The 10,042-nt window shown below is 53.1% G+C and carries 13 protein-coding genes; 7 read left to right on the plus strand and 6 right to left on the minus strand.

Going from position 1 to position 10,042, the window contains the following annotated elements; genetic code table 11:
• Nucleotides 1–5 precede the first annotated feature (5 nt).
• Nucleotides 6–332, minus strand: coding sequence for a hypothetical protein (locus HBO10_RS24925; RefSeq protein WP_169922144.1), 327 nt, complete (start codon nt 330–332; stop codon nt 6–8).
• 75 nt (nt 333–407) lie between these two features.
• Complete coding sequence (locus HBO10_RS24930; RefSeq protein WP_169922145.1) at nt 408–725, minus strand: hypothetical protein; 318 nt, start codon at nt 723–725, stop codon at nt 408–410.
• 295 nt (nt 726–1,020) lie between these two features.
• Here HBO10_RS24930 and HBO10_RS24935 point away from each other — a divergent pair, with 295 nt between their 5' ends.
• Nucleotides 1,021–1,716: a GNAT family N-acetyltransferase gene (locus HBO10_RS24935; RefSeq protein ID WP_169904092.1), complete on the plus strand. Its 696-nt coding sequence runs from the start codon at nt 1,021–1,023 to the stop codon at nt 1,714–1,716.
• A 351-nt stretch (nt 1,717–2,067) separates the two neighbouring features.
• On the opposite strand, the gene HBO10_RS24940 is transcribed toward HBO10_RS24935, so the two are convergent.
• Nucleotides 2,068–2,388 carry a hypothetical protein gene (locus HBO10_RS24940; protein WP_169904091.1) on the minus strand — a complete coding sequence of 107 codons (321 nt, stop codon included), beginning with the start codon at nt 2,386–2,388 and terminating at the stop codon, nt 2,068–2,070.
• A 515-nt stretch (nt 2,389–2,903) separates the two neighbouring features.
• Between HBO10_RS24940 and HBO10_RS24945 the strand changes: the two genes are divergently transcribed.
• Nucleotides 2,904–3,206 (plus strand): hypothetical protein, encoded by a 303-nt coding sequence (locus tag HBO10_RS24945; protein ID WP_169904090.1) that lies wholly within the window; start codon nt 2,904–2,906, stop codon nt 3,204–3,206.
• Nucleotides 3,207–3,258: 52 nt separating this feature from the next.
• On the plus strand, nt 3,259–3,447 hold the full coding sequence (locus HBO10_RS24950; protein WP_169904089.1) for a hypothetical protein: 189 nt from the start codon (nt 3,259–3,261) through the stop codon (nt 3,445–3,447).
• A 61-nt stretch (nt 3,448–3,508) separates the two neighbouring features.
• Here the strand turns inward: HBO10_RS24950 and HBO10_RS24955 are convergent, their stop codons facing one another.
• Nucleotides 3,509–4,822 (minus strand): phospholipase D family protein, encoded by a 1,314-nt coding sequence (locus tag HBO10_RS24955; RefSeq protein ID WP_169904088.1) that lies wholly within the window; start codon nt 4,820–4,822, stop codon nt 3,509–3,511.
• A 122-nt stretch (nt 4,823–4,944) separates the two neighbouring features.
• Between HBO10_RS24955 and HBO10_RS24960 the strand changes: the two genes are divergently transcribed.
• The 3 genes from HBO10_RS24960 (at nt 4,945) to HBO10_RS24970 (ending at nt 6,559) form a co-directional block, all read left to right on the plus strand.
• Nucleotides 4,945–5,376, plus strand: a complete 432-nt coding sequence (locus HBO10_RS24960) for a hypothetical protein (RefSeq protein ID WP_169904087.1) — start codon at nt 4,945–4,947, stop codon at nt 5,374–5,376.
• A gap of 106 nt (nt 5,377–5,482) precedes the next feature.
• Nucleotides 5,483–5,995 (plus strand): hypothetical protein, encoded by a 513-nt coding sequence (locus HBO10_RS24965; protein ID WP_169904086.1) that lies wholly within the window; start codon nt 5,483–5,485, stop codon nt 5,993–5,995.
• Nucleotides 5,996–6,175: 180 nt separating this feature from the next.
• Nucleotides 6,176–6,559, plus strand: coding sequence for a hypothetical protein (locus HBO10_RS24970; protein ID WP_169904085.1), 384 nt, complete (start codon nt 6,176–6,178; stop codon nt 6,557–6,559).
• Between the two features lie 435 nt (nt 6,560–6,994).
• Here HBO10_RS24970 and HBO10_RS24975 read toward each other — a convergent pair whose 3' ends face one another.
• Both HBO10_RS24975 and HBO10_RS24980 read right to left on the minus strand, forming a co-directional pair.
• Complete coding sequence (locus HBO10_RS24975) at nt 6,995–7,447, minus strand: hypothetical protein (protein WP_222937096.1); 453 nt, start codon at nt 7,445–7,447, stop codon at nt 6,995–6,997.
• Nucleotides 7,448–8,069: 622 nt separating this feature from the next.
• Nucleotides 8,070–9,056: a hypothetical protein gene (locus HBO10_RS24980; protein WP_169904083.1), complete on the minus strand. Its 987-nt coding sequence runs from the start codon at nt 9,054–9,056 to the stop codon at nt 8,070–8,072.
• A gap of 168 nt (nt 9,057–9,224) precedes the next feature.
• Here HBO10_RS24980 and HBO10_RS24985 point away from each other — a divergent pair, with 168 nt between their 5' ends.
• On the plus strand, nt 9,225–9,608 hold the full coding sequence (locus HBO10_RS24985) for a hypothetical protein (protein ID WP_169904082.1): 384 nt from the start codon (nt 9,225–9,227) through the stop codon (nt 9,606–9,608).
• The last annotated feature ends 434 nt before the right edge of the window (nt 9,609–10,042 follow it).

Below are 10,042 nucleotides of genomic sequence, written 5' to 3' on the forward strand. Positions count from 1 at the left end.
TATGATCAGGAATTACTCAGGACAACGATGAAGTGATTCCCGCTGAAAGGACCTTCCCCGATTGCAACCCTGAGCATATCTACCACGTGCCCCCACCCGGGCATGTCACTATCGGAGCCCTCACCGGTCATCGATGGGTCGACGAAGATTGCTACGTCAGCAATGTCGCCTTCGCTGACCGGGCCTTGCCGGGAATGCCAAGTCATCGCCTGAGAGTTATTGAGCCAGCTGATGAATTCCGGCTGTGCGAACAACTCTGGTACGGACAGCTTGATGCCCGTGATAGTGCTGGGAACAGCGGATGCAATTGCGTGGCGGATTTGAGCGGACATGGACGAACCTCTTATTAAGTCGGATTGGGTGGTAGCTATGGCTTGCATGGGAAGCCAGCAGTTACTGATGGGTGATCACCAGCTGTAAGTTGGAAGTTCGTCGACCGCATCAACAGCCTGGTCAAGCTGCACCCATGTCCTGCTCCAGGTTTGGCCGCTAGCTGAGCAGGGGAGATCTTTCGTTTTCAGCCATGCAGCGATGTCCTGGAGGCACTTAGGGATTTCCTCCCCCGCGGCAACCTTGTTCTCGATGCTTTTCAGGGAGATGAAGAAGCCGTACGGCCACGCTGCGCAGGGAACCCAGGCGTTCTCATTGCCCAAGGCTGTGAGCGTCGCTGCAACCTCTTGAGTCAGGTGGCTGGTGCTGATTACAGGAAGGGAGATCAACTCCATGGGGGCATACCTCATCGCTTGATTGATGAGCCATATTCAGGACGAAATCGGTGTGCCAGAACCCCATAATCGCTAGATTAACCGCGCATATTCATTCCCTCGGGCAGGGCTTGTAATGGTTTCCCTGCCGTGTGCCTATCGACCAAGCCCTCGTGTAAGGTCGGGGCTGGAATCGGGTGTCATAAGCCAAAAGGTAGGCCTACTTTTTGGCGAGGGGAGGGCACCTTGTTATATTGCCGCGAGACCGAGAGGCCGGGACCTGCCCCGCAGGATCATTTACCTATTGAGTATGCAAATGCCAATCTCACTTTTTGACAGCGCGCCGCCGCCCCGGGATGTTACCCATCAGGTCCTGCAAATGGTCGTGTCCAATCTGACGGAACTGAGCATGCTGGCGGTGCCGCCTAGCAACCACCTCTATGAGATCTACAAGTGGGCTGTCCCTGCTGAGGTGAATCTCTACATTGATCGAATTGGGCAGGTGCCGATCGCTCCTGTTGAGTTGCTTGTGGCATTCGATGAAGAAACCCCGGGGCATGTCCTGGGGTTTCTGATGTACTTGCCTGTACCGACACATTCCGATGCTTGTGGTGTTACCTACATGGCTGTGCAAAAGACGCACCGAGGGCGCGGGATCGGTTCGGCAATGATGAAGAAGGCAATCGAACGGTACCCGCACGTCGAGCTGACCTGCCCGGTAGCAAAGGTTGGCTTCTACGAGCGACTAGGGTTCCAAGTGCTTGATACCCACAACACCCAGGTGGTCATGAACACGAGGAGCGCCAGCACTGAGGGTCAGATGGCGATTGTGGATGTGGAACCGATTTACCGCTCCAGCCAGGCCCTTGAAATCAGAGACAGGCTTTTAGCGCGCTGGGGCCGGAAGGAGATGGTGAATGCTGAATCTCAATTGAACCGGCACGTAGCCCAGCTTCAACGGCAGGCCGTCGCGTTTGTCGGGGGCAGGCTGGGTAGTGGAGTGAAGGCCTAGCCTCAACGCTCTATCGGGCCGCCAAAACGAGACCCAGCGAATCGATTCGCTGATGTGCCTCTTCCACGGAATCGCAACAATCAATCCAGAAGTCAGGATCTGCTAGGACTGATATGGCGATCGGTGGAACATCCGGGGACGCTTCAGTCTGAGGGCCTACAATGACTTGGGCGCCGCTGCGTAAATAGTTGGCCATGTCTGTGCGGGTTTCTGGAAACACCTTCAGGACGTGTGCATGCTGTGCTGGGGATAGCCCTGTAAGATCAGGCGGGGACGATAGAAGCTGTTTCATTCTATTGGGTTCTCATTGGCAGGGTTGACCGTCTTGCAACCGGGTGAATGGTAACCAGATTACCGGAACTCAGCGCACTGGCGGTCGGCTTCAGTTTGAGCAAGGCCTTCAGCTGCTTTGCCGGCCTCAACAAGGTCCGTGTACATTTCCTCAGTGTATCCCGATTGCGCCATCTCACCGTTGGACCAGCCGGCATTGAAGCCTGCGTCGCACTTGGAAACAAGAACAATCCCCCATACCTGATCGCTATCGTCCTTCTCGTCGGACGCATAGTGCGGACCTGATGAAACCAGCCCCTCGATCTCGTTGGACCAATAGAACTCTACCTGAGGCATGTCACGGCCGAGCAGGGTGAAGGGGATGAGCGGTGCGCTAGACATTTTGATTCTCCGCAGATGCTTGGATGGAGTAAGCATGAGAGCTGTTGCTGCGTGACACCATCACTCGCATAACTCTGGGCGCAGTCGTAGATCCACTAACTCTCCGAGGGTCAGCTCCCCGGCCAGGTACCGATTCAGTTCAGGCAATGGTTCGGACCCGACGCCAACACCGCTGAGGTCTTCTCGAAGCCTCAATTGGCGAAAAGCCAGTGCCCGGGATCGCTGCTCAGGGTTGAGGAGGGCGGATCTAAGAGTGCGCTCAACTGTGTCGCGGTCAGTAATTGCCATTAGTGAGCCTCAATGGGTGTGGACTTGGCCAGGCTTTCATCATCTGCATGGTCGACAGTGAGGCTAACCCATGCACCCTGCATTCGATACCCAACAAGAGGTTCAACAGCGTCTACTCGTAGCTGGCGGAAAATCATCGACGGGCTGTTGGCACGGTTTTAAGTGACCGAAGATTACTGCGTTGAGAAGATGCCCATCCTGGGCAGCGAATGTTGTTAGAGGATCGTATGGCTGATACACGCAAAATGACCAAGGCTCAGAAATTTGTAGCAGACATGATCAAACACCGTGGCTTGGAGTTTGTTCAGCTGAGCATGCAGGTCGAGGTAGATGGTGACATCGGGACAATCGTCGGAATGAACGACAGCGCGAACCTCAACGTACGATTTTCAAATCAGCTAAAGTACGGGAAGCATGTTCACAACTGCCATCCATGCTGGAAAGTGAAATACTATAGTGCTGAGGGGAAGTGCATCGCTCACTTTGATGGTGATAAGTGTGTATTCCGCCCTGATCAGACTGTTGAATGAACTTTCACATCCAGCGGCCAATTACACGTCCTACTTAGTCAAAGGCTAAAGAATGCAGTCATCAGACGAATCAATTTCTAAAATTACTATGTTCACAAAGGGCTCAGATGGGGTTTGGCTACCTGTGATCATTGACCCGATGGGTGATGCTGATAGAGAAAAGGACATCGAGCAGTATCTCGAAATTCAACGGGTTGAGCGCCAAACCCTGGAGAGCCAGGGCGAAAAGGTTCTAGGCTAAAAACAGTGCAATTCGCGCTGTGCAAACGTAGAGAACAGTTTGATTTGACCAGCTTTGCCGTTCAGTCATCACTGATCAAGGTCGCTACTAGGATTGGTTGGTTGCTTCGGGCGGTGAACATCATCGTGACCGAAACCTTGCTATACAACCCTCCAAAATACTCATCAGCATTCACACCGGCGAGCCGCTGTTTCAAGGGTGTGGTGCTGGTAATGTGTTTGGATAGGAGGTTTTCGAATGCATCGTGATCCGAGTCAATCCAAGCTTGCAGGTCGGTTCTCAACTGGGCAATTGGCTTGAGCTTCTTGCCCTTTGTTTTAGCCCTTGGAAGATGCGTTCCAAGCACTTCTGTTTTCTTGATGGAATAGCTTAGAGCCACTGAGAGCAGCTTTACTCCGTTGGGTGCTGAGAGCTTCACAACCATCGTCGTGTCCGAGGACATTGCTCTGAGGTCTTCTGGCTTCACAGAAAGCTCAATCTGAACGGTCTTGAATGGCGCAGGCAGGATTCCGCGAATCTTCATGCTCTGAGCTATCTTAGTTATCTGCCTCCCAGCCAGGCGAGCCCAGCCGACATGCTTCTGATTGAGGACGCAAAGGCATCGAGAGCCCTTATCCAGCGGAGGCAGGATCTTGTTTCGCTTCTTCCAGCTAAGCAGGTCGACCCCGGGCTCAAACCGTAAGCATGGCGATGCTTTGGTAGGGGTTACAGTGCCTAGATGGTTAATGCCAGACGGATGTGCGGATTTCACTGTCTCTTGGAGTTCAGCAAGGGCTGCCGATTTCCTCGATCGCCTCTCACCCTCCAGGCGAAGCTCTTGAGCATTTAACCGTTCCGCATTCGCTCGTTTTGCATCAACTTCAATGGTGCGAAGTGACTCATTGAATCGCTCGTATGCCTCCTTGCCGCGCTCTACATCCTCAGCCATCTGGTGGAACCAATCCCAGTCGACCTGAACTAGATCTGGATCAGTAGTCCATTCCCGCACCAAATTTCGTACTGACTCACAGGTTTTGTCTCGAGCTGAACCGTCGAAACAGACACTCAGCTCCTTGTTCCACCTCCCTCCCTGAGTCAGGTTTTGGCTCCCTAGGGTGACAAACTCATCCTCATCCATGATCACTTTTGCATGCAGCTTCGGCACTACGAAGACTTTACACTCCTTTTTGAGTAGCTGTTTGAATGCATTCAGCTTTGACGCACCGCTGAGAAAATCGCGGAGATCGAAGCGTGTATAGAACGTAGCTTTCTTGTTCGCGAGCAGCGTTAGAGTAGGGTTCTTCGTGATGTAGGGGGAGAGCACGGTAAGTTGAGACTGAGCACTGGTGATCTGTTGAATCCACCGCGGGGCCATCTTCGTTCGAATGCGGATCATCGGTCCTACCCTGGAAAGCCGGAAATGTACGTTAGGCCCAGTATATCGGCAGCTTAACTCTGTGGTCGCGTGCACATGCACCGTTAGAATGCTCACCAGACTCCGTGACTGGAAACGAATCAATGGATGTTCACCACTTAGCACCACCAGAGCTGGCAAGATTGGCAGCGAGCTCGAGAGAGATCTTTGAAGGCATTCTGGCTCAATCACTGGGCCACCAGCGCACGCTGGGTACCTGTCTGTATGCGGCGGTGATGTGCGCGGCGGTAATCAACCGCTTTACGAGTTTCCAGGCCGCTGTGCGTGGGGGGGATGGTGATTCGGATGGGGGGCTCTACATCGACTGGGTTGGTCATGGTCACTATTGGGTGGAGGCGACAGCCGGCGATCAAGCCTTTGTTGTCGATGTCACTGCGGACCAGTTCGGGCTCCCCAAGGTAGTAGTGGCGCCCCTTGAAGATCTGCCAGCCAGGTACATACCTGGTGATCAGAAAGCAGTGGATGAACATGCTGCTGAGCTGATGCTTGAAATCCAGTCGGAACAAGCCGGGTAATGCGATCGGTTTGTTTTGGTTACATGCTGTTGGCACGAGCATTCGTGCAGTTATCCTTACTCTCACAGCCCCGAACGGGGTACTGATCACATTCGGGAGCGTCATCGTGAAGAAAACTGATATTGGCGTAGGGCGGTTCTACACCGACGGCAAAGCGGGTCTGCGTGAAGTTCTTGCTGAGGGGCCGCAGTTCAAGCTGTACGAAGCGGTCGCAGATGAGGACTGCCTCCGTTATAAGCCTCATGTGAGTTCGGGCGGCATTCCTGCTGGGACCGAAAGCAACACCACTCGAGTTTCATTTGCCGCCTGGGCCAAGTCCGAAGTCCTCCCGGATGATGTAGGCCAGTGGCTTATCAATCACCAGTCGATTTCCATCGCTAAGAAGCTATCACCGGGGCAGCGAGCCTTCCTCGCGACGTTTGATCGTGATCTAAACCTGACAAGCAGTATTAGTTGCCAGCGTGGTGAATTCCGCTCTGCCAAGTCTTGCCGGGAGAAAGGGTTAATCGCTGAAATGCCTGAGTCATTGGCTAAGGATATGGATCATTTCGAAATCATCTTCACCGGCCTGGGCCTGGCCGTTCTAAAGCGTGTCCTTGAGGATCCCGCGTACGCCTGAGATGATCTGCATAGGAGCCGGACAATGGGTTCCAAACGAAAGGGAAAGCAAACGCTGATCAGGTTTTGTGTCCTCGCTATATCAATTGTTGTAGCGCAGGCCGCGACTGCAGCTTTCCCCTGAATTGCAGGCTCTGCTAAAAGCCCTCGCTGGGCTCAACAAAGTTTGAGGAAAATCTCGATGAATGCCGAATTTCACCCGGCAACCGTTACCGCAAAAGATGTGATGTTGTGCTGGAACCCTGGCACCGATCAGGTAGCACTGGTGCGGTGGCCAGATAAAGCTAACAACAGCCGTCAATATCGATCCTCGGCCCTGGCCTGCTATACATATATCCACGAAATGTCTTTTGAACAGCGCAAGACTCAGATTTTCGTTTCTGCGATGCATCTGATCGCTCGCGATGAATGCGATCCAAAAGCGGTACACCGGGCCCTAAGCGGGCTCAAGGAATATTGCGCCGGCTGCGCGCCGGACATGCCTGTTTTGGCAAAAGGTATTGAGCTTCCATTGGGTAATTTGTACCCGGAAATGGAGTTCAGCGACGAAGGTGCTTCGCGATAGGATAATTGCCGTATACGTGTCCCGTACTTCGAAGCTTCGGCTATGGGAGAGGCGCTGTTTAAGGACGGCGACACCGTATATCGCGCGGCCGTCGTGGGTGGGAGCAATGCAACTGCTCAGTATCTGAAATCCAAGGGTGGTAAGTGAAAAGATGACGACCGCAAGCAAGCATGAACTGGAGCCATACTGGGGGATCGTAGGTGCTGGCTTGGCCAGCCGGCGAGCAATGCCGGGAGCGATGAACATCAGCCCTGAGCACAAGGCCCCGCAATACGTTGTAACGCTATGCGAGGCTCTTCTCGCGCAGTTGCAGTCTGCGGGTGCAAATGACGTAACACTGAAGGATTTGACCCGCTTGGAGCGTACTTGCACTGGTGCTGATTACAAGCACAAGCTCGCCCTGCGGTGCTTGCAGCTTGAGCGCCCGGTTGAGGCTTAGCTCGGCTGGGAGCTTTCGTAGTTTTCAATCCAGTCTTCCAGCCCCTTGGCCAGGGTCTGAAGACGTTGGGCTGGCTGGATTTCAGTGAACACTGGTCGAACTAGCCAAGCCTCGATCTGTACGATGATCTCGTTTATCTGTTCTTCCCCGCCCCAGTCGCAGTCCTGGTATTTCTGCTTTGTGAAACAGAACCATTGCACTTCGTCATCAGACTGCAATGGGGAGTAGTGCTCGAGCATTACGGTTTCGATTTTGCCTGCCAGCTTGACAACGCCAACTTTCATGGTTTCGCTGACTGATGCCAGGGTGCCCGGCGGCATACTGAGCAATCGGTCGCCAATCAGAAAAGCCAACTCCTGCATGCGGTTCAGGTGGGCGTCGTACTCAGGAAACAGTTGCGGCGGCTGACCTGGGCGATAGATGCCAGTCGTTGTCAGGGCTTTGTTCATTTGCATGGTGGCTTCATCAATGGCTAAGAGATGAGCCATCGTAAATCGCGTTATGGCGTGCCAGAAGCCAAGCGCCAGCTCCTGGCTTGTTGAGGATCACTCGACGGTTGACTCCCTGAGCTTGTCGAGGACGTCTGGATAGTTCGAGTGCAGCTCTGGCCAGCCAGTGCCGGGGTTGAGTGCCTCTGCTGGGAGCTTACCAGTGCTAACGAGATATCGAATGCGAGGGTGGGCATGCCCTACCTTGGCCAGCCAACCGGCGCAGGCGAATTCCTCTCCCACCCGGCTTTGGTGACATGCGAATATCGGGTCGAGATAACTTGGACCCATCCCATTGATGTCCGGGCTGCAGTTTCTCAGCCGTTCAGCCTTCTCCAGATCAAAATTGGGAATGTCTGAGGCTTCTTGATTCACTCGCCAAGGACAAGAGCCGCAGGGCTTTTTGAGAGGGTTCAGCGCGCATGAACTGGACACGGGTGATCACCTTGATCTGGGCGGTTCAGAGACCATTATTATGCCTGAGCTGTGAATCGCCACCCTAGCTCAGGGGCTAAACACGGCGGCGGCCGGTTGAGCTGCTCCGTCTAGTTTTCCCGCGACGGAGTAGCGGTGGCGTTGGGAGTTAGTTGGTGGCGACTGCTGGCAGTGCATCCCCGGTCGCAGTGCGATGTGCATTTCGTAAGTTGGCCAGCGCAGTGAACAGAGCTTGTAGGTCGCCGCCGAGTTTCAGCTGCAGTGTTACTTCGCCGGGTGTGTCGCCCATCATCGGCAGCTCTTTCTCAAGTGCATCTGCGAGAGTGAGCAGCGCAGGGACAGACGCATCGAGATCTTTGCGGCTGAAAAGGGGCGAGGGCGCCGAAGTGTTCTTGGGTGTGATCTTCTTGTGGCCGTTTTCGCGTGCTTTGGCCAGTTGATCTCGCATGTGAACTACGGTGTCCGCCCCTTTCAGCTGGCACTTGAGATCTTCGTTGATCGCGCGCTTAACCGATACCTGTCCGGCCACAACCATTTGTTTTACTTCAGCTGGTACACGGTCGAAGTCCAGCATGGTGCGCACATGGCTCTCCTTGACGTGGAGACGGGTGGCAATCTCAGGGACGGTCATCTTGAGCTCAATCAGTTCGCGATACGAGTTGCCCAACTCCACAGGCTTCATGGCCACCTGACGGTTAGAGTTCAGCTGGCGGATGATGATCGACGCAGGGTCCGCATCGGTTTCCATAACCCACACCTGCTTGATGGTGCAGCCCTCGGAGATGGCAAGCATCAGGCCAGCGTAGCGAGTAATGCCGGTCACCACTCGAAGCTTGCCGCTTTCTGGTACCACAGTCATAGGATCGACGTGGTCGCCAGCCTTGTAAGCATTGGCGAAGCTACGGATCTGGTCCGGATCCAAGGATTCACGACGGGAGTCGGACATGTAGCAAACCAATAGAGCGACGGGTAGTGCAAACGCGTTGTTGCGTTTCGGGGCGAAATCGAGCCCGAGTTGTTGGTTCTTGATCAGGGTCTGGGTTACGTCGTGAAACTTGCGCAGAGAATTGCATGCGGCGAGGGAGTCGATGGCATGAGGGGTGATCAGGTCCGCGGCGATGTTGGGGGTAGTCATGAGGAGTTCTCCTGTTAGTTAATGAGCCTAGTTTCCTACTGATTTAGGTGTGCCAGAACCATACTTTAAAAAAATACGTAGCTTGAAAGCCCGTGTGCTCAGTAAAGAAAACGGCATATTTTTTACTTCCTTTAAATCGGCATGACAGAGTTTGTAAAAGTTTAGGAATTGGCTTTTATTTTCCATCCGGCCAAGTTAGATTGTTCAGGTGTTTTCTTTTGTGGTGGTCGTGAGATGTCGAGACATAAATTCTATTCTTTTTGTACGGATTCAAATGTACAGGTGTATTTTTGTATTTCCGCTCTGGGTTCGATGCTTGGCATTGTGGTATTGATGTTGCTGGCTAGGACTTCAGGTGCTTCGATCTCTGGAGTGGACGTAGTTACCTATATGCATTTTGGTTTGCTTTCATCACTCTTCACCTGGTTTGCATATTGTGAATTTTGGGTGGGGTGGAGATTTCCGAACAACCTATTAACAGATGCGGCTGCTGTTCTCCTCGTTGCAGCAGCGCCTTTGCACTTGCTGTTCTTCCCACTTATATTCAAATAGTTCAGGCTTTTTGGCGTCATTTTGTATTGTAAAATAGTTAGTTAGGTAGGATGGGCCTCAGTGATTAACAAATCTACTCATTGACCTATGAGTTGCGGAATCATGTGTGAGATTTTAACGAGTAGGCATGCCCAAAAAATCAATAGGGAATTTCAGGGGGCGCAGGTTAGGATAGGTGTCATACCAACTTGCCCAGCATGACAATATGAACGACCAGACAGTATTGAACCTTACCTCTATGGCCAGAAGCATTGAAAATGCAGTGGTGCAAGATTCAAGATCAATCATGGCCGAGTGGGTTATTAAGGGCGGTTGCAGGAGCTGAGTGCAACACGGTTATTGAATTGAAGCAGGAGCCTCATGTTGCAAGCCCATCAGCTGAGTGAATACCTCGATCGGACACAGCCAGTTAAATCGCTTGCGTGGTCGGATGT

The sequence above is a fragment of the Pseudomonas sp. WS 5503 genome, assembly GCF_012985385.1.
Classification (GTDB): Bacteria; Pseudomonadota; Gammaproteobacteria; order Pseudomonadales; family Pseudomonadaceae; genus Aquipseudomonas; species Aquipseudomonas paracarnis.